Raw genomic sequence first — 17,255 nt, 5'->3', positions numbered from 1 at the left:
CCGCGTCCTGACGGATGGTCGACTCCCCCCTCGTCGCACCCGTTCGCGTCACCGGTCCACCGGTGTGCGCCGTGGTGGTCACCCATGGCGTGACTCCCTTCCTTGCCGCGACGCTCCAGGCGCTCGCGGCACAGACCCGTCCGCCGGAGCGGGTCGTCGTCGTCGACGCCGAGAGCGACGGTGCACCTCACGCGGGCGGCGTGTCGACGTCGGTCGCCGATCTCGTCGCCGCCACCTGGGGAAGTCGGGACGCTCGCGAGGAGGTCACGGTCGTCCGTGCGGCGGGTGCGCGATCCCTGTCGCAGGCGGTGATCCGCGGGCTCGCCGAGGTGGTGCCGGCACCGGTCGCGCCGTGGCTGTGGCTCCTGCACGACGACAGCGCGCCCGAGCCGGAGGCGCTCGTGCGGCTCGTGCGCGCCGTCGAGGGTGCTCCGTCCGTGGCGGTCGCGGGCTGCAAGCAGCGCACCTGGGCCGACCCCGTCCGCCTCGTCTCCGTCGGCTCCACCACGTCGGTCACCGGCCGACGGATGGCCGGTGTCGAGGAGGGTGAGGCGGACCAGGGGCAGTACGACGGGCGTGAGGACGTGCTCGCGGTCGGGACGGCCGGGGCGCTCGTGCGTCGCGAGCTGTGGGACGCGCTGCAGGGCGCGGACGATGCGCTCGGGCCGTGGGGCGACGGGTTCGACCTCTCGCGCCGGACCCGGCTCGCCGGTCACCGGGTGATCGTGGTGCCGGGCGCGATCGTGCGGCACGCGCAGGCCGGGTACAACGGGCTGCGGAACCAGTCGCCGGCGGCGCCGGTGGCGGTCGGCGACCCGTTGCCCGGTGCGGTGGACCCGGCGCTGTCGTTCGCGCAGCGACGCCGCGCACGTCTGCACGCGCGGCTCGTGAACAGCTCCGCCTTCTCGCTGGTGGCGGTGTCGGTGGCGATCCTGCTGGCGGCGGTCGTCCGGAGCCTGGTGCGGATCGCGAGCAAGGAGCCACGGCTCGCGGTGGCCGAGCTCACCGCGCCGTTCGCCGCTCTCGGGCGTCCGGGTGCGGTGGCCCGGGCGCGTCGACGGGCACGCGCGACCGCCCGCCTGCCCCGACGGACCCTGCGGCCCCTGCAAGGGGGATGGCGCGACGTGTGGTCGGAGGTCAACGACCGGCGGCTCGCGCGCGCCGAGCAGCGCCGGGCCGAACGCGCACCGAGCGAGCTCGAGATGCGGGAGCTCGCTGTGCTCGCGTCCCGGCGTCGGACCGGCCTCGCCGTCCTAGTCGTGGTGCTGCTCGGTGTGACGGTCGCAGCGATGGGGCGGCTCGTCGTCGGGGTGGTCTCAGGTTCCCCGCTGGTCGGCCAGGCGCTCGTGCGCGCCGACGTGACCGTGGGTGGCCTCTGGCGTGCGGCGACGACCGGGTGGATCGACGGCTCGCTGGGCGCGTACGGACCGAGCGACCCGCTGCTCCTGGCTCTGCTGCCCGGCACGGCGGTGCTCGGGCGGGCCGACGTCGCCGTCGCGGTCCTCCTTCTCGGTGGGGTCGTCCTGGCCGGTGTCGGTGCGTGGTTCGCAGCGGGGGCAGCCAGCCGGTCGGCGACGGTGCGGCTGTGGGCGGCCCTTGCGTGGGCGGTCGCGCCGACGCTGCTCCTGGCGATCGACCAAGGACGCGTCGGGGCCGTCCTTGCGCACGTCCTCCTTCCGTGGGTCGCGCTCGGGATCGCCCGCGCCCTCGGGGTGGCCCGCCGCGACGTCGTCGAGACCGGTGCCGAGACGTCCCGTCGCGACCGGGACGCTGTCGCGGTCGGAGCACGTCCGCCGAGCGATGGGGCAGCTCATGGCGCGGAGAGCGACACGGGCGCCGTCGTCGGGACCGGAACCGATGACGTCGGCGACGAGGACGGGAGAACCGGCGGGTCGACCGAGGCCATCGCCGTCGACGAGACCGGCGAGACAGCTCCCGTCGGTGCGTCGGACGAGGGCCTCGCCACCACGTACGCCGCGGCCTCGTCGCCGTCACCACGGGTCGTCGCGGCGACCGCGGAGCGGGCGTTGCTGGCCGAGCCCGTGCACGTCGACGGGCAGGCGGCTCGACCCGCCGCCGAGCCGACACCGCCACGTCGGAGCAGCTCGGTGACCGCTGCCGCCGCGGCCGGGCTCGCCCTCGCCGGGGTCGCCGCCGGCGCACCGGTCCTCGGGGCGGCCGGGCTGGTCGCGCTGGCTGTCGTCGCGCTGATCGCGCGTCGGGTGCGACGCCGCGTGCTGATCCTCTCCGCTCTCCCGACCCTCGCGGTCCTCGGACCGACGATCACGCGGGCGATCGACACCCGCTCGGCGGGTGGCCTGCGCCTGCTGCTCGCCGATCCGGGACACCCGGTCGCGTCGACGGGCGCGGCCACGTGGGAGCAGCTGCTGGGCGTGCCCGTCCAGGGCTCCGCCTTCACCCTGCCGTGGCTGCACGGTGCCGTTGCCGACCGGCTGCCACTCGCCCTCGGCAGTGTCGTCGCCCTGTTCGCGGTACTGGCGCTCCTGCGCGGACGGCCGGTGGCGTCTGCGGTGCGCGTCGGCTGGCTGATCGCGGCGATCGGTCTCGGTGCCGCGTTCGTGTCCTCACGGGTCGAGGTCGCCGCGACGGACGGCACGCTGGTGCGAGGCTGGCCAGGTACCGGAGTCTCGCTCGTCCTGCTCGGGCTGCTGATGGCGGCGGTGCTCGGAGCCGACCGGGTGCGTGGACGCATCGCCCGACGGAGCTTCGGGTGGCTGCAGGTCGTGACCGCGGTGCTCACGGTCGTCGCGTTCCTCGCTCCGGTCGTGCCGGCCGGGACGTGGATCGTGCGGGCGCTGCAGGACGCGCCGTCGAGCGCACGCCTGACGATCCTCGACCACCGCGTGGTACCGGCCGTCGCCCAGCAGGAGCAGCAGTCGACAGGACGATCGCGCGTGCTGGCGATCTCGGTCGACGCCACCGGGGCGGTCGTGTGGCAGCTGCTGCGCGGCGACGGTCCGCAGCTCACCGAGAGCGCCGCGGCGGCCTTCTCCTCCGGGCTCACGGGAACGGTCCTGCACGCCACGCCCACGAAGCCCGACGCGGCGGAGCAGGAGGTCTCGACGCTCGTCGCGGGGATCGTGGCCGGCGCCCGCACCGACGTCGCCGCCTCGCTCGCCGACCTCGCGGTGACCGACGTCCTGGTTCCGGCGCCGGTGGCCTCCTCGGCGCCCACGGCCGCCGCGGCTGCCGTCGACGGCTCCACGGGCACGGTCCCGGACCGCGCGGCGCTCGTCGTGCGCCTCGACTCCACCCCCGGCCTCGAACGGATCACCGAGAACCCGTCGGGCGTCGTCTGGCGGATATCCCCGGCTGCCGGCGCTCCGCCCGTCGTGACGTCGTGGGCGCGCACGGTGGTACCGGCGGCGGGGAGCACCGCGGAGCAGGACGTCGCCGTGCCGGCGACCTCGTCCGGCGTGGACACCCAGGTCGCGGCCGGCGCGCCGGGCCGACTCCTCGTCCTGTCGGAGCGAGCCGACCAGGGGTGGGTCGCGACACTCGACGGTGCACCGCTGCGGACCGTCGCCGGGGACTGGCGCCAGACGTTCGAGATCGGCGCCTCGGGAGGTCACCTCGTGGTCGCGTACGCGCCGGCGAACCGCACCCCGTGGTTGGTCCTCCAGGGACTTGTCCTGCTGCTGACCGGGCTCCTCGCTCTGCCGCTGCGACGTCGACGGGCGTGGACCTCATGAGTACCTGGCGCAGAAGGACGGCGATGGCGACCTCGGCGGTCGTGGTGCTCGCGATCGGCGGGGGTGTGGTCGCGCTCGGCCTGCAGGACCCGGTCGGCCCGACCCGGACCGTGGCGGCGCCCGCGGTGGAGGTGGCGGCAGCACCGGTCTCGCTCATCTGCCCCGGGCCTGTCCGGCTGCCCGCGAGCAGCGGCGACGCGGGCTTCGACCCGGCCCCCGTCGGGGCGATCACCTCGGTCCGGGGAGCGACGACCGGCATCGGCAGCGGAGGTGCCCTCGGCGCGGCTGCACCTGGTCTCCTCACCGATCTCGCGACGGGTGGGACCCTCGCACGGATCGCACCGTCGGGGCGAGGGGCCGCCGCAGCGACGGTCACCGCCCCCTCCGGTCCGTTGCAGCTCACCGCCGACCCGGTGGACGGCCGTGTCGCCCGGGCCGCCGGGACGTCGACGTCCCTCGTCACGGCAGGTGACCTGCGCGGACTTGCCGTCACGACGTGCACGGAGGCGGGGACCGACGCGTGGCTGGTCGGCGGCAGCACCGCGTTGTCGAGCACCGCCCTGCTGACCCTCGTCAACCCGGGCACCACCGCGGCCTCCGTCGATCTCGAGATCTGGGGCCCGAACGGCCCCGCGGAGCTGTCCGGGGAAGTGCGCTGCTCGTCGCGCCCCACGCCCAGCGCCAGCTGCTCCTGTCCGGGATCGCGGCGGAGCAGCGACGGATCGTCGTCCACGTGAGTGCGACGGGCGGGGTCGTCGCCGCGTCGCTGCAGGACGACGAGCTGCGGGGGCTGACCCCGGGCGGTCTCACGTTCGTCTCGGCGGGCGCGGCACCATCCACCCGGCAGGTCGTCACCGGGATCACGGTGCCGTCCTCGGCGATCGACGACACGGACCAGGCGGTCCTGCGCCTCGTGGCACCGGGGACCTCCGACACGAAGGCGACCATCTCGCTGCTCGGGCCCGACGGCGTCGTCCCGTTGCCCGGCGCGGAGTCGGTCGACCTGACGGCCGGCTCCGTGATCGACGTCCCGCTCGCCGGGATACCGGCAGGGAGCTACACGGCCGTCGTGCAGGCGCCGGTCCCGGTGCTCGCCGCCGCCATGATCACGCGGGTCGGCGGGACCGGGCAGCTCGAGAACGAGCGCGTGATCGACCGGGCGTGGGCTGCGTCGGGCGCCGTGGGCACCGGCGGGGTCGCCCCGCTCCCGTCAGCGCCCGGTGTGACGTCGGCGATCGTGCTCGCCGGTGTCGGTCGATCGGCCGTCGACGGTGGGGGAGACGCCACGGGCACGCTGCGTGCGTTCGCCGCGGACGGCAGCGTCGTCGGTGACATGACGGTGACGGTCCCGGCGGGGCAGACGGTCACCGTGCCGGTCTCGGACCTCAGCGCCGACGCCGTCACCGTCGACCTCGTCCCGGCTGCGGACGCCACCGGCGCGGACGCGGAGCTGGCGTGGGCGGTCGTGGCGACGGTGACCCAGAACGACGGTCAGCTCGTCGCGGTGCTCACCCCGACGCCACCGCAGAGCGCCACCCCGTCGGTCCGGGTCAGGCAGGGGACGACCGTCGGGCTGCCCTGAGCTGGGCGATCTCGCGTGCGCGCAGCCCGACGGCGAGCGCGGTCCGGACCGGCCACTCGTACCAGTGGTGGTAGCGGCGCCGCAGGTACACGGTGGCGCTGCGGTGGTGGGCGCTGATCATCGACGCCGGTCGTTCGCGCCACGACGTCCCGCCCACATGGGTCACGCGCGCGCTCGGGACGTAGAGGTTGCGCCAGCCCGCTGTGGCGAGCCGTTCACCGAGGTCGACGTCCTCGAAGAACATGAAGTACGAGTCGTCGAAGCCGCCGACCTGCTCGAACGCCTCGCGGCGCAGCACGAGGCACGCCCCTGACAGCCACCCGGCGAACCGTTGCGAGCCCGCCTCCTCCTGACGGCGGTGGTAGGCGCGGGTCCACGGGTTCCCGGGCCACACCCGGACGAACAGGGCGTGGCCGACCCCCTGGGTCAGCGACGGCAGCTCGCGCGCCGAGGGGTACACGGTTCCGTCCGGGTTGAGCAGGGCCGGACCGACCGCGGCGACCCGCGGATCCGGCTCGGCGGCGTCGATCAGGGCATCGAGCGATCCCGGCTCCCAGACGATGTCGGTGTTCGCCACCACGAGCCACGGCTGCTCGGCGTCGACCGCGCCGGCGTTCGCACCGCCGCCGTAACCGAGGTTCGCGCCGGTACGGATCACGCGTGCACCGAAGGCTGCTGCGACGTCGTCGACGACCTCGGCGTCGGGCCCGTTGTCGGCGAGGACGAGCTCGACGTCTGCCGTCGTGGCGGTGCGCAGCGAGGTCGCGAAGTCCGCGAGCTCCGGACCCGGGTTGTAGGTCACGCAGATCACACGCACGGCACGGGGCCCGGTGGAGGTGGTCATCAGCAGAAGGTTAGTGCCCGTCGTCGTACTCGGGGTCCACGTCCTCGGGTGGACGCCCCAGCAGGTGGGCCACCTGCTCGACCACGACGTCGCGGACCAGGTCACCCAGGTCGTGGGGATCGAGGGCGCGGGTCTCGACGGGGCGGCGGTAGATGACCACCCGGTTCGGCAGCCCCGCGTCGGCGGCGAAGTAGCGACCGAGCGGGACACCTCCGGTCTCCCACGGGGCCGGCCCCGACGGCGGGACGTCCTCGACGGCGAACTCGGTGCCGTCCAGCTCGGCCGCCCACCGTCGTTCGAGTCGCTCGACGGCCGCGAGCACCAGGTCGTCGAACCGCTCGGCGCGGCTCCGGTACGCCGGGACAGTGGACGGCACGAGGGGGCCGCGCACGCCTCGCCCGCGCCGGTCCCGGCGCTTCGTCGCACGGGCACGGGGCGCTTCGGCGCTGAGGTCCTGGTCCATCACCGGCACTGTAGTCCGGGCTGCGGCGTGTGGGAGTGGGCGCTGACAGCGGGCGAGGGTAGCGTCCTCGGTGTGAGACCAGCCCGACAGTGCACGCGGACGGCCTGTGCGCGCCCCGCGGTGGCGACGTTGACCTACGTGTACTCGGACTCGACCGCGGTGCTCGGCCCGCTGGCGACCAACGCGGAGCCGCACTCCTATGACCTGTGCGCGCTGCACGCCGAGCGGCTGACGGCGCCGCGCGGCTGGGAGGTCGTCCGGCTGATGCCCGAGTTCGTCGAGTCGGGTCCCAGCCATGACGACCTGCTCGCCCTTGCGGACGCCGTCCGCGAGGCAGGCCGCCCGCGTCATCGCGCCGAGGACGACGAGCCGGTCGTGGTCGGCGAGGTCGCACGACGGGGTCACCTGCGGGTGCTCCGAGGAGATGGGGGCTGAGGGATGGCAGGGACGCAGGGGGGCCGACGCGGCCGGAAGTCGGGTGACGTGGCCGAACCGCTGGGATCGCTCGCCGGTGCGGCGAGCACATCGACGCCCGGTCCTGAGGCGTGCAGCGCGTGCGGAGGCACGACGCTCACCCGGGTGAGGATCGTCCTGACGGACTCCACTCCCGCCGTCTTCGTCTCGTGCCACGCGTGCGAGCACAAGGGCTGGTACGAGGACGGCGGTGACGGGACCGAGTTCGGCCTCGACTGGGTCACCGTCCACAGCGCCAAGAAGTCCTGACCGCGGCGGCGTCCCGTCGGTGCGGGGGAACGCATGTGACTCAGTAGAGTTGCGGCGTGCCGATCCACGGGTGCCGAGATCACACCGCTCGGCCGACGGCCGGCGACGTCATGGTGCCCACGCGCCGGGCCGACCCCCTCCCAGCACCGAGCGACGGAACGAGGCAGACAGCATGAGCGAGGAACTGGCGCGGGAGATCCCGACGATCGAGCCCTGGCTCCGAGCGATCCTCCGGTGCCCGGTGACCGGGGCGACGCTCGTCGACGCCATCGGTCCGGACGGGACCCCTGAGCTCGTGTCGACCGATCCGGACAACCCCCTCGCCTACCCGGTCCGCGACGGGATCCCCGTTCTCCTGGTGGACGAGGCTCGCCCCGTCCACCCGTCCTGACGTGCGAGCTGTGCCGCCTCGGCGCCATGCCGTGACGGCACGAGAGGGATGACATGGCTCACGAGGGAAGCTCCCGGGCGATCGTCGCCGCGTTGTCGGCGAACATCGGCATCGCCCTCACCAAGCTCGTCGCGTTCCTCCTGACGGGGTCGAGCGCGATGCTGGCGGAGTCGGTGCACTCGCTCGCCGACTCGGGCAACCAGCTGCTGCTGCTCGTCGGCGGGCGCCGTGCGCGCCGTGCCGCGGACCCGTCCCATCCGTTCGGCTACGGCCGCGAGCGCTACCTGTACGCGTTCATCGTGTCGATCGTGCTGTTCTCCCTGGGTGGGCTCTTCGCCCTGTACGAGGCATGGCACAAGTGGGCCGAGCCGCACGGCATCGACTCGTGGCAGTGGGTCCCGGTGGTCGTGCTGCTGGCCGCGGTCGGCATGGAGGGCTACTCGTTCCGCACCGCGGTCGTCGAGTCCGCCCCGCTGCGGGGGACGCAGTCCTGGGTGGCCTTCATCCGCGGTGCCAAGGCGCCGGAGCTGCCGGTGGTCCTCCTGGAGGACTTCGGCGCCCTCGTGGGCCTCGTGCTGGCCCTCGGCGGCGTGGCCATGACCCTGGTGACCGGTGATGGTCGGTGGGACGCGGCGGGCACCGCCGGTATCGGCGTGCTGCTGGTGATCATCGCGGTGGTGCTGTCGGTCGAGACCCGGTCCCTGCTGCTCGGAGAGTCGGCCACAGGCGACGTCGTCGACCGGATCCAGACCGCGCTGATCGGTCCGGGGGTGTCCTCGGTGATCCACCTGCGCACGATGCACCTCGGACCCGACGAGCTCCTTGTCGCCGCCAAGATCGAGGTGCCCGGAGCCGCGACAGCTGCCGACGTCGCGCAGGCGATCGACGACGCCGAACAACGTGTGCGTGCGGCCGTCCCGATCGCGCAGGTCATCTACCTCGAACCTGATCTGCGTCGTGCCGTGGCGCGCTGAGATGCGTCGTGCCGTGGCGCGCTGAGATGCGTCGTGCCGTGGCGCGCTGAGATGCGTCGTGCCGTGGCGCGCTGAGATGCGTCGTGCCGTGGCGCGCTGAGATGCGTCGTGCCGTGGCGCGCTGAGATGCGTCGTGCCGTGGCGCGCTGGTCTGCGTCGTTCTGGCGGTCGGGTCCGCCCGTCAGTCGGGAGGGTCGGGCACCTGGTGCGGGAGCCGGTGCAGGGTGACCCCTTCCTCGGCGAGGCGTCGGCGTGAGGCCATCGCGAGGGCGTACTCGCGTTCGCGCCGGGCGCCGAGGACCGCGGTCAGGAACGCCTCGGGGTGGGTGCCGGCGGGGGGGAGCGGCGCGACGTACCGTCCGACCTCGCGCGAGAGCTCGGTTCCGAGCCTGATGCGCGACGTCGGGTGCAGCATCGAGGTGCGTCCCAGGAACTGCCGTACGGAGAGAGCGAGGCCGTCGGGCAGCCGTCGGATGTCCGCGGTGGACGCCCAGGGGCGCAGCTCGTACGGAACGGGCGCGGGGGGCGCGGGCTTCGTCCCTCCTCGCACCCGGATCGCGTAGGTGCCGGCGAGGAGGTCGCCGAGACGTTTGCCCTGCGGGTGGACGAGCGACGTGATGATCGCCACCGAACCGGCCGTGAGCCAGATCTCGCCGATGCCGACGAGCGCCCGGACGAGTGCCTGCCGGAACCGGACCGGGCCGCCGTCGTCGCGCACGATCCGGGTCCCGGTCGCGAGCTTGCCGAGCGACCGTCCGCGGGTGAGGGTCTCGACCGTCACGGGTGCGATGACCATGAGCAGGACGAGGACGCCGACGCTGAGGATCCTGCCGAGGTCGGCACCGACGTCGACGCCGGTCCCGGCGAACGTCGCGAGCCCGGCGAGGACCACCGCGACGTCGACGGCGACGTCGATCAGGGCACCGAGGAACCGGGAGGCGAACGAGGCCGGGCGGGTGTCGAGGAGCACGCCCTCGCCGATCACGATCCCGTCCTGCACGGCCCACCTCCTTGCGCCTACCCTGCCACGGCGACGGTGCCGCTGTGGCAGGGTATCGGTCGTCTATGACCGCCTATGCGCTGTGCATAGTGTGTCTCCTCGCAGGTCGGGTCGGAGCGCTGTAGGGGCAAATATCCTTGCCACGAAACGCGGCTTCACCACCGAGAGGACCAGCACCATGAGCACCACAGCCGAACCCGGAACCGTCATCGACGCCCTGTGCTGCGAGTGCGGGACGGTTCGCACCGTCAAGCGGAGTTACGTCGGTGGGGCCGGTGAGCGCCGCCTGAGGTGCGCGACCTGCCGCGCCACCACGCCTCACGCGCCGATTCGTGACGTGAACGACGACTACCGGGAGCACTTGAACGCGGCCAGGCCCGTCCGCGGGGATCTCGACCCGCTCGACGTCGTCCGCTCCCTGGGCTGGACCGTGATCGAGGTCGCCGACCTGCGGGCCATGGCGTCGGTCGTGCGATCCGTCGGAGTCGTCCTCGTCCGACCCAACCTTGTCCCCGACGATCTCGTGAGGGTCGCTGAGCGGGTCCTTTCGCCCGAGGGCGGTGCGTGATGCTTGAGATGCTGCGAGAGATGGGGTGGAAGGTTGCTGAGGTCGAGGATTTATCGGTTGCGGTGGCGGTCGTGCGAGCCCTCGACCTCATTCTCGTCCGCTCGGGGGTATCCGAGGCCGAGGTGGCCGAGGCGACGGAAGGCCTGATCCTTGATCCCGCGCCCTCAGCCTGACAGGTACCCCTGAACGCACGAGCGCCGCCCCTGGCCCGGATGGGTCCGGGGCGGCGCTGTGTTTGCCCTAGGTCGTGGCTAGACGGATCGGCGTGCGCTCTCGGTGGTTCACTGGGGAGATGACGGAACCGAAGGCCAAGCCGACAAGACTCGACGCGCCTTACGGGGCTCTCTACGCCGGAGGGATCGTGGCGCTGCTGGGATTCATTGCGGTGCTCTCGTCGCCCGGGTTCTTCACGGCGGCCCTAGCCATCAGCGGTGTCATGCTGATCTGCACCGGGCTCATCCAACGGGCCATCTTCCTGAGCCGCTAGTCGATCGCCCCTCCTGCATGAGCGCCTGGACGTTGGCGCGAGTCGGCGCACCTTCTCCAGATGGAGAAGGTCGATGGTCGTTGGTGAGCGTCGCCAGTTCGGCGGCGATCATGGCCCGCTGGATGCGGTCAGCGTGTAGCCTCTCGCGCGTGGCGACGGCGCGTTGCCCCCCTGCGTGCGCCGTCGCCACACCCGTGCGCTGCTACTCGGCCCGCATCTCGTGCTTGCGAACCGTCATGAGTGCTCCGGTGTCGCCGTACGGGACATCTTCGAAAGTCCAGTCGACCTCGAGCCCGCCGAAGATGACTTCGAACGCGTCATCGAGGCACTTGAGCTGTTGCTCCGGTGTCTTGGTCGGATCCCAGTTGACGACCATCGGCCCGTCCGGGACCTCCTGGCCGAGGTAGCCGAGCACCCCCGGATCAAGTGGCCCGGTGTAGAAGCTGACGACCGCACCAGCCTCGGTGAGGATCGCGACCCGCCGAATGACGTCCGCGAGCGGGTCGTCTGCCGGTAGGTCGACGTACGGGTCGAAGGTCATCGCGCACCACTCCTTATCGCGACCGTGCGTCGGTTCTGGGCTTGACCGATCCGGTTGTCGGCGACCTCGGCGACGTACCCGGTGAACTCGCGCTCACCGACCCGCACGACGACCGTAGCGCCCGCGAGCGACACCGAGGACGGCCCAGCAGGTGCCGACCCGCCCACGAGACCGCCAGATGCGTACCCGCGCATGTTGAGCGAGTCGAGGCGCGCAAGACCGATCCGGGGCACCTGCTCGGCCTTGATGACGTACTCGCCACGGTGCACGATCCCCGCCGGCTCATACTTGCCACCCATGCCCGTGAACCCACCATCGGCGAACGTCGTCCCACCCGAACCGCCCGCACCCATCGCGATCCGGACCTTCGACCCGTTGATGCCATTGATGGCCGTCTGCATCGCCGTCAGGTATTTCAGCGCCGAATCGAATCCCACCGTCTCAGCGGTGACAACGGCAGGCTTTCCGGCCTTGTCGAGCAGGTCGAGGACGGCGCTTATCTGGTCCATTGCGTTCTTCGAATCGACCTGAATCTTCGTCGGGACCGCAGTAGGAATCAGATCGAGCTGATCGGCTAGAGCCTTCGCGGCATCGGTTCCCATGCCCATTGACTCGGCCGCATTGATGAACGCATCGCGACTGGCGCCCATCTGCGCCTGAATGTCCGTCTGAGAGGATCCGTTCGCCTGCATAGCCTTGACGAGATCCCATCCGGATTTCGCGATCGCATCCAAGGCCGCCTGGTTATCGCGACCCTTCTGCGTCGTGTCGTCCAGAGTCTTGCCGTTCTTCTTCAGGGAATCCGTGGCGTCGGCGATCGACTGCTGTAGGCCGCGCTGGGCGTCACGCTCGGACAGAACCACGCCCGCCGCGTCCGCCTGAGCCGAGATCAGGTCACCGAGCGACTTGATCTGGTCGTCCACCGACCCAGTAGTCGTCTTGTATGCCGCTGACACGTCCGTCTGACTCGAGGCCGCGATCTTGCTCTCGTTCGCCACGCCTTGCAGTGCGTCGCGGTACGCCGGCATCAACTTCAGCAGCTCGTCAGTGGTGCCACCCGTGATCCGCATGACCTCGGCGAACTTCGACGCGGCAAGCGACGGGTTCGACGCGTAGAGGTCCGCGAGCGCCGTACCGAGGTCGTGGAAGCGCTGCACGTTGAACTCGGTGTTGGTCGGTCCGCCCCACAGTTTGCCGATGTTCGAGACGACGTCACCGATCCGGTAGGACAGCGACGGGTCGGCAAGTGACCTCAGCTCGGCGCCGAAGTCCTTGAGGATCGAGTCGGATCCGGGCTTCATGGCGCCATTCAGGTCCAAGAGCGCCTTCGTGTACTGCGAGACCGTGACGTCCTTCGTCATCGCCTTGTCCAGTGCGGCACCAGCCACAGCAGCAGCAGCGAGGGCGATCGAGATCCTGCCAGCGACCTTGGCGACACCACCCAGCGCGGCCGAAGTCTTCGGCATGTCGGTCCGCAGGGTTGCTAGCGCAGCCCGAGTCTCAACAACACGAGGCGCCAGGACCAGGAACCCGCCAGATGCCAGGGCGACCACGGAGACCAGGGCGCCGGTCGCCAGCACCGTCCCCTGGGTCGCCGGAGACATCTTGTTGTACGCCTCGAGGACTGACGTGACCTCCTGCGTCATGGAACGTAGAACACCGTTCGCCGCGCTGCCGTTGTCGACAAGCGACGTCTGGAACGCGGTGCCCATCTTCTGTGCGTCACCTGAGAGGCTGTCGAGCTTCCCCGACGCCTGCTGAGACGCAAACCCGGCGTCGTTCACCGAGTTCGTCCACTGGTCCACGGCCTGCGAACCGCCGGCGTACAGGATCCGCGCCGCAGTGATCTGCCGGTTGCCGAAGATCTGACCGAGCGCCGCCGACCGGGTCGCCTCGTCGAGGTTCCCGAGCTTGTCGTGCAACTCGCCCGCCAGACCTGACAGGCCGATGAACTTGCCTTGAGCGTCGAATACGTTGATGCCGTACTGCTCCATTGCCTTCGACGCCAGGGCGGACGGCGCCGTCATCGACATCAGGACGCCGCGCAGCCCGGTACCAGCCATGGTCGCGTCGATACCGGACTGGGAGAACATCGACAGGACGCCAACCGTCTGATCGACGCTCACACCCATCTGCGCGGCGACGGGGCCGACGTACTTCATGCCCTCGCCGAGGCTCGAGATCGACGCCAGGGACTTGTCGGCACCAGCAGCCAGGACGTCAGCGACATGCGCCGTGTCCGACGCCTTGAGGTTGTATTGGGTCATTGCGGAGACGGCAATCGTCGTGGCGTCTGCGACATCCATCTGACCCGCCGCAGCGATCGTCAGCGCACCATCAAGCGAACCGCCAAGGATGTCCTTGACCGACATGCCAGCCTTGACCAACTCGGTCTCGGCCTGAGCCACCTGCGTCGCCGAGTACCCGTACGCCGTGCCGGCCGACTTCGCCGCATCCGTCAGCAGGTTCATGTCCGCAGCCGACGCGTGCGCCAGGGTGCGAACCTGCGCCATCTCGGCCGAGAAGTCGGCGAACGACTTGACGGCCACGCCGATGCCGGCTGCAACGACAGCACCGACGGCCAGCAGAGTTGTGCCGACCTTTGTCCACTCGTCCTTGTTGGTCCGAGCCGACTGTGCCATCTTCGAGAACGCGGTGTCGGCCTGCTTGCCGGCCGCCTCAGACTTCGTCCCGACAGCCTCAGCAGCCTTCGCCGCCGCTGCCATCTCCGTCTTGAAGTTGCTGACCTCGGCCCTCAAACGGACCGCAATCGACCGATCTGCCATACGTACCAGCTCCTAGATTGTCTGTGTCGCCGTCGCACCCGAGGCGCGAAGGTAAAGAATTGACCTTGCTTTGGTGGTGTTCCGGAAACTTTGAACCCTCCGCACCTAGCGCCGCCCTCCCCGGCGGGGTCGGACGGGGGCGGCAAGGGGGTTACCCCCCTACCGCTTGACCCGCCCTTGACCTTCGCCTTTACCTTCTGCCGCCAGGTGCCACGGTGGCCGAGTACGCGTGGTGGTCGGCGTTCACGCGGGCGAGCTGCTGGTGTGTCTGCTGCTCGGCGGGCGTGTGCCACTTGATGACGACGCCGTCGATGCCGGCGAGTGCGGCCCACCACTTCGGCTCGAACCGTCCGAGTCCTTCGACCTTGGCGGGGATCTTGCGGGTAGCGACGTCGAGGTCAGGCAGCGTCAGCACGCGTCCGAGGCGTTCGATCTTCGGGTTTCCGACGTCGGCGAGATGCGCCGAGGCGAGCCCGTCCCTGAGCCTGCCGAGGGTCGCGAGGTCAGCGGCCGCCGACATGAGCGCCCGATACTCGCCGTGCTGTGAGTCGTCGATGGCACGGACGGCGTCGACGTTCCCGCCGAGGACGCGGAGGTTCGTGGTGAAGATCTCGGCGGCGCGGTCGAACGGCTCACGGAATGCCGCCATGAGGGCCGTGGTGGACTGGTGCCAGGCGTCCGTGAGTCGGGATGCGGCCTGCTGGACGATGACGGCGGCGGCCTGTTCGCGTGCGTCGTGGGATCCCTGGGCGACGATCTGCTCGTGGGTGGCCTTGAGGTTCTTGACTGTGAGCCCGGACAGGTCGGGCGCGGTCTCGGTGCGGATCGAGTTGAGCAGGTTCACGGCCGCGTCGTTCAACGCGTCGGCCTCGAGCACGACGGCCGGGACGGGGACGTTGAACTCGTCGCACGCGCCGCGCAGGGCATTGATGGTCTGGGTGTTGAGCATGGTTAGTTCTCCTCGGTGGTGGGGTTCAGCAGGTGGTCGAGCCGCCCGGTCTGGCGCAGCTCCTCGATCTCGTCGTAGCGACGCTGGGAGTACAGGCGGGTGATGTCGGCGTCGGTGATGGTCTGGTCCGGGTCGATGGGCGCCTCACCGCCGAGCAGGACGTTCAGACGTCCGGCCACGCGGGCGTCTTCGATCTCCTCGTACCTCCGCTCGGCATACAGCCGGTCGACGTCGGCCTGCGTGAGTTGGTTGGTCATGACGGGTTCCCTTCGTTGGTGAGGTCACGCCACGCATCGCGCGCGGCCACCTCGTGCGGGCATGTGCTGAACCGGTGTCGACCGCACGCGTCGCAGCGCCATTGGTCGCGGGTGCCGGATTGTGTGAATCGGACGCGGACCTCGTCGGCACCGACGAACGCAACAAAGTCGGTTGACGCTCCGCTGGTGCGCAGACGTACGGGCGTCGTGGTGGTCACGGTCGGCCGCCCTTCGCCGTAGTCCGCTCGGGAGTCGTGAGGCCGCCGTACGTGCCCCATTCCTTCGGGTTGGAAAGCCCGTAGTCGCGGCACGGTGCGAGCGCCGGGCAGAGCAGGCACTCGACGGCTGCACGCTGCTGGTCGCTGAGGTCGTCACTGGTCCACCAGTCGCGCGTGTGCGTGCGACAGACGGCTGGGTGACCGCTATCGGCTAGGACCTCAAGGTGCGCGAGCAGGTCCGCCCGCGTGGCCGTCATCGGTTCTCGCCCGTCGGTCTGACAGGTTCCGTCGGTTCCGTCGGTTCGATACCGGGGGCCATACCCATCCGGCGCCATACCGGCGCGAGCGACTGGCGGTAGTAGCCGCGCGGTCCGTCGCCCTGCCGTGAAGAGTTGACCTTGAACCCCTGAGCGAGCATCCGGCCGAGTCGCTGGAACGTCAGCGCCTTGCCGTAGGCCGAGTCCGGTCCCCACGTTCTCGGGTTGTGCAGGATGAGTTCGGAGACGAGCCACGACGTCGGGGTGAAGTCATCGTCTCCGGGCCACAGCTCGTGGATGTCGCGCAGCAACGTGACTGCCGGCGGGGTGCTGACCATGCCGTCCTCCCGATCCATCTGTGCCTCGATCAGGTCTCGCCGGATCAGGTCGTCAGCAATCGAGGGCCAGTGACCTCCGGCGGCTTCGGCGACTCGGCGGATAGGTGACCAGCGCTCCTTTGAGCGGCCCGTGCAGCCCTCGGGAAGGACAGGGCGGACCGTTCGGACCGTGTCGCGAACTTCGTCGGCCCACTGGGCCAGCGCCTCACCAAGATCCGCGGCGTCGATCTCGATCTCTTCCCAGTCGGACGACTCGACGCGACCCTCAAGATCGGGCAGCAGTAGCACGCGGATCGTGCGCGACCGTGTGTCGTCGGGTAGGTGTGGTGCGTTGCCCGCCATCGCCACAGGGGCAAAAGTGGGCATCTCCCGGACGTTCCAGCCGTCCTTGGTGGGGACCAGGACAGGCCGTGTCCCGCCGCGCTTGTATCCGGCGTTCAGGACAGCGATCAGGTCCTCGACGCCTTCGCGCTTCGGGTTGAGGTTGCGGTCGACCTCGTCGATCAGGATGGTTCGCAGCTCGACGTCGAGCAGACGTGCGAGCATCGCCGGGCTCGACAGCGACGCCGCCTGTACCGGGCGCAGGCAGAGCCGCTGTAGGTGCTCCATGACCGTTGTCTTGCCCGCTCCGTGGATCGGCGAGTCGATCACAAGACGCGGCGTGGTGTACGTCTCGACGCACAGGTGTGTGTGTGCGGCCCACAGGGCGAGCAGGTCAAGGTCGGAGTCGTGAACGGTCAAGATGAACCGCGCGAGCCACGTCCGCACCCGGTCCAGTACCTCTCCCCTGTAACCGACGGGACTGACGGAACCGGTTGAACCGACGGCGATACCCCTCGGGATCAAACCGACGGAACCGACGGGACCGACGGAACCGACGACGTCGTCAGGCTCGTAGAAGTTGAAGGGCAGGTCGGTGTACGGGTCAACGCTCATCGGGTCACCCCGCGTTCGGCGAGGATCCGGCGCTGACGTTCGGCGCGTTCGGGCTCGCCTCGGCGTTCGCACAGCTCGGCGTAGGACGGGCTCGCGGCGAGCATCCGAGCCACCCGGCCACCGTCGGCGCGGACCGTGTGCCACTCGTCCTCGACCTGCTGGCGGCCCATTGCGATGCCGTGGAGCACGCCGGCCTCATACCATCCCAGCTCATCGGCGAGCCCAGAG

At 70.7% G+C, this 17,255-nt stretch carries 18 protein-coding genes and 1 pseudogene; 9 read left to right on the top strand and 10 right to left on the bottom strand.

Translation table 11 applies throughout. The annotated features are described in order from the left end of the window. The first annotated feature begins 14 nt into the window (after positions 1-14). Positions 15-3,713, top strand: coding sequence for a glycosyltransferase (locus LJB74_RS04495; protein ID WP_259307400.1), 3,699 nt, complete (start codon positions 15-17; stop codon positions 3,711-3,713). Continuing rightward, positions 3,710-5,295: pseudogene (locus LJB74_RS20795) on the top strand (DUF5719 family protein). Before LJB74_RS04495 ends, LJB74_RS20795 begins: the two are co-directional and overlap by 4 nt. Here the strand turns inward: LJB74_RS20795 and LJB74_RS04480 are convergent. Then, complete coding sequence (locus tag LJB74_RS04480; protein ID WP_259307398.1) at positions 5,264-6,139, bottom strand: glycosyltransferase; 876 nt, start codon at positions 6,137-6,139, stop codon at positions 5,264-5,266. The pseudogene LJB74_RS20795 and the gene LJB74_RS04480 sit on opposite strands and share 32 nt — an antisense overlap. A 10-nt stretch (positions 6,140-6,149) precedes the next feature. Further along, a complete protein-coding gene (locus tag LJB74_RS04475) occupies positions 6,150-6,602 on the bottom strand; it encodes a metallopeptidase family protein (RefSeq protein ID WP_259307397.1) in 453 nt (150 codons plus the stop codon). A gap of 72 nt (positions 6,603-6,674) precedes the next feature. Here LJB74_RS04475 and LJB74_RS04470 point away from each other — a divergent pair, with 72 nt between their 5' ends. The 4 genes from LJB74_RS04470 to LJB74_RS04455 all read left to right on the top strand — a co-directional run bounded on the left by LJB74_RS04470 (position 6,675) and on the right by LJB74_RS04455 (position 8,690). Beyond that, positions 6,675-7,037, top strand: coding sequence for a DUF3499 domain-containing protein (locus LJB74_RS04470; protein ID WP_259307396.1), 363 nt, complete (start codon positions 6,675-6,677; stop codon positions 7,035-7,037). Positions 7,038-7,040: 3 nt separating this feature from the next. After that, entirely contained in the window at positions 7,041-7,325 is a 285-nt protein-coding gene (locus LJB74_RS04465; RefSeq protein ID WP_259307395.1) for a hypothetical protein, read from the top strand. A 172-nt stretch (positions 7,326-7,497) separates the two neighbouring features. Then, a complete protein-coding gene (locus LJB74_RS04460) occupies positions 7,498-7,716 on the top strand; it encodes a Trm112 family protein (RefSeq protein WP_259307394.1) in 219 nt (72 codons plus the stop codon). A gap of 53 nt (positions 7,717-7,769) precedes the next feature. Then, positions 7,770-8,690, top strand: a complete 921-nt coding sequence (locus LJB74_RS04455; RefSeq protein WP_259307393.1) for a cation diffusion facilitator family transporter — start codon at positions 7,770-7,772, stop codon at positions 8,688-8,690. 181 nt (positions 8,691-8,871) lie between these two features. On the opposite strand, the gene LJB74_RS04450 is transcribed toward LJB74_RS04455, so the two are convergent. Further along, positions 8,872-9,690 carry an RDD family protein gene (locus LJB74_RS04450; RefSeq protein WP_259307392.1) on the bottom strand — a complete coding sequence of 273 codons (819 nt, stop codon included), beginning with the start codon at positions 9,688-9,690 and terminating at the stop codon, positions 8,872-8,874. Positions 9,691-9,868: 178 nt separating this feature from the next. On the opposite strand from LJB74_RS04450, the gene LJB74_RS04445 reads away from it, so the two are divergent. From LJB74_RS04445 to LJB74_RS04435, 3 genes are all read left to right on the top strand, one after another. Next, a complete protein-coding gene (locus LJB74_RS04445) occupies positions 9,869-10,258 on the top strand; it encodes a hypothetical protein (protein WP_259307391.1) in 390 nt (129 codons plus the stop codon). Then, complete coding sequence (locus LJB74_RS04440) at positions 10,258-10,431, top strand: hypothetical protein (protein WP_259307390.1); 174 nt, start codon at positions 10,258-10,260, stop codon at positions 10,429-10,431. The genes LJB74_RS04445 and LJB74_RS04440 overlap by 1 nt, the downstream gene beginning before the upstream one ends. Before the next feature lie 119 nt (positions 10,432-10,550). Beyond that, positions 10,551-10,745: a hypothetical protein gene (locus LJB74_RS04435; RefSeq protein ID WP_259307389.1), complete on the top strand. Its 195-nt coding sequence runs from the start codon at positions 10,551-10,553 to the stop codon at positions 10,743-10,745. A 202-nt stretch (positions 10,746-10,947) separates the two neighbouring features. On the opposite strand, the gene LJB74_RS04430 is transcribed toward LJB74_RS04435, so the two are convergent. The 7 genes from LJB74_RS04430 to LJB74_RS04400 all read right to left on the bottom strand — a co-directional run bounded on the left by LJB74_RS04430 (position 10,948) and on the right by LJB74_RS04400 (position 17,215). Beyond that, entirely contained in the window at positions 10,948-11,286 is a 339-nt protein-coding gene (locus tag LJB74_RS04430) for a hypothetical protein (protein WP_259307388.1), read from the bottom strand. Further along, a complete protein-coding gene (locus LJB74_RS04425; RefSeq protein WP_259307387.1) occupies positions 11,283-14,012 on the bottom strand; it encodes a phage tail tape measure protein in 2,730 nt (909 codons plus the stop codon). Before LJB74_RS04425 ends, LJB74_RS04430 begins: the two co-directional genes overlap by 4 nt. A 250-nt stretch (positions 14,013-14,262) precedes the next feature. Continuing rightward, positions 14,263-15,021, bottom strand: a complete 759-nt coding sequence (locus tag LJB74_RS04420) for a hypothetical protein (RefSeq protein ID WP_259307386.1) — start codon at positions 15,019-15,021, stop codon at positions 14,263-14,265. Positions 15,022-15,023: 2 nt separating this feature from the next. Then, complete coding sequence (locus LJB74_RS04415) at positions 15,024-15,278, bottom strand: hypothetical protein (RefSeq protein ID WP_259307385.1); 255 nt, start codon at positions 15,276-15,278, stop codon at positions 15,024-15,026. Positions 15,279-15,492: 214 nt separating this feature from the next. Then, on the bottom strand, positions 15,493-15,753 hold the full coding sequence (locus tag LJB74_RS04410; protein WP_259307384.1) for a WhiB family transcriptional regulator: 261 nt from the start codon (positions 15,751-15,753) through the stop codon (positions 15,493-15,495). After that, a complete protein-coding gene (locus tag LJB74_RS04405) occupies positions 15,750-17,027 on the bottom strand; it encodes a DUF3631 domain-containing protein (protein ID WP_259307383.1) in 1,278 nt (425 codons plus the stop codon). The genes LJB74_RS04410 and LJB74_RS04405 overlap by 4 nt, the downstream gene beginning before the upstream one ends. Further along, positions 17,024-17,215, bottom strand: a complete 192-nt coding sequence (locus tag LJB74_RS04400; protein ID WP_259307382.1) for a hypothetical protein — start codon at positions 17,213-17,215, stop codon at positions 17,024-17,026. The genes LJB74_RS04405 and LJB74_RS04400 overlap by 4 nt, the downstream gene beginning before the upstream one ends. Positions 17,216-17,255: the final 40 nt, after the last annotated feature.

The sequence above is a fragment of the Cellulomonas sp. P24 genome (assembly GCF_024704385.1).
Lineage (GTDB): Bacteria > Actinomycetota > Actinomycetes > Actinomycetales > Cellulomonadaceae > JAJDFX01.
This window is presented reverse-complemented; position numbering and strand designations above follow the sequence as displayed.

Bases quoted from the DNA above. Each gene is read 5' to 3' on its own strand.
- LJB74_RS04495 (WP_259307400.1), top strand. From the start codon at position 15: ATGGTCGACTCCCCCCTCGTCGCACCCGTTCGCGTCACCGGTCCACCG.
- LJB74_RS04420 (WP_259307386.1), bottom strand. From the start codon at position 15,021: ATGCTCAACACCCAGACCATCAATGCCCTGCGCGGCGCGTGCGACGAG.
- LJB74_RS04465 (WP_259307395.1), top strand. From the start codon at position 7,041: ATGGCAGGGACGCAGGGGGGCCGACGCGGCCGGAAGTCGGGTGACGTG.
- LJB74_RS04430 (WP_259307388.1), bottom strand. From the start codon at position 11,286: ATGACCTTCGACCCGTACGTCGACCTACCGGCAGACGACCCGCTCGCG.
- LJB74_RS04435 (WP_259307389.1), top strand. From the start codon at position 10,551: ATGACGGAACCGAAGGCCAAGCCGACAAGACTCGACGCGCCTTACGGG.
- LJB74_RS04445 (WP_259307391.1), top strand. From the start codon at position 9,869: ATGAGCACCACAGCCGAACCCGGAACCGTCATCGACGCCCTGTGCTGC.
- LJB74_RS04425 (WP_259307387.1), bottom strand. From the start codon at position 14,012: ATGGCAGCGGCGGCGAAGGCTGCTGAGGCTGTCGGGACGAAGTCTGAG.
- LJB74_RS04415 (WP_259307385.1), bottom strand. From the start codon at position 15,278: ATGACCAACCAACTCACGCAGGCCGACGTCGACCGGCTGTATGCCGAG.
- LJB74_RS04475 (WP_259307397.1), bottom strand. From the start codon at position 6,602: ATGGACCAGGACCTCAGCGCCGAAGCGCCCCGTGCCCGTGCGACGAAG.
- LJB74_RS04480 (WP_259307398.1), bottom strand. From the start codon at position 6,139: ATGACCACCTCCACCGGGCCCCGTGCCGTGCGTGTGATCTGCGTGACC.
- LJB74_RS04455 (WP_259307393.1), top strand. From the start codon at position 7,770: ATGGCTCACGAGGGAAGCTCCCGGGCGATCGTCGCCGCGTTGTCGGCG.
- LJB74_RS04440 (WP_259307390.1), top strand. From the start codon at position 10,258: ATGCTTGAGATGCTGCGAGAGATGGGGTGGAAGGTTGCTGAGGTCGAG.
- LJB74_RS04460 (WP_259307394.1), top strand. From the start codon at position 7,498: ATGAGCGAGGAACTGGCGCGGGAGATCCCGACGATCGAGCCCTGGCTC.
- LJB74_RS04405 (WP_259307383.1), bottom strand. From the start codon at position 17,027: ATGAGCGTTGACCCGTACACCGACCTGCCCTTCAACTTCTACGAGCCT.
- LJB74_RS04410 (WP_259307384.1), bottom strand. From the start codon at position 15,753: ATGACGGCCACGCGGGCGGACCTGCTCGCGCACCTTGAGGTCCTAGCC.